The organism is Halomonas sp. ND22Bw, assembly GCF_003011945.1.
Lineage (GTDB): Bacteria > Pseudomonadota > Gammaproteobacteria > Pseudomonadales > Halomonadaceae > Halomonas > Halomonas halophila.
Genome location: NZ_PXWD01001158.1, coordinates 1 through 260, shown reverse-complemented (window position 1 = coordinate 260; position 260 = coordinate 1). Strand labels below are relative to the sequence as shown.

General features: G+C 73.8%; 1 protein-coding gene. It reads right to left on the bottom strand.

Going from position 1 to position 260, the window contains the following annotated elements:
* On the bottom strand, window positions 1-260 hold a 260-nt coding region (locus tag CVH10_RS21810), incomplete at both ends, for a malonate decarboxylase subunit alpha (RefSeq protein WP_181244656.1).

Genomic DNA, 260 nt, shown 5'->3' with positions numbered 1-260 from the left:
AGCTTTCGCCCACGCCGGAGCGCCGGGGCGCCGGTGCCGCCGGCCTCGCGCCCGGCCTTCATCCAGGTGGCGGAGGGGTGGCGCCGCCCGTGCGGGTCCGAGCCCATGTTCGGCGCGCCGCCGAAACCCGCGACGCGGTTCGTCGTCACGGTGGAGGAGTGCCCCTGAAGGTCGATCTGCAGGGTCGAGCCGATGAACAGGTCGCAGGCGTAGAGCCCCGCCGTCTGGCAGAAGGCGCGGTTCGAGCGCAAGCTGCCGTC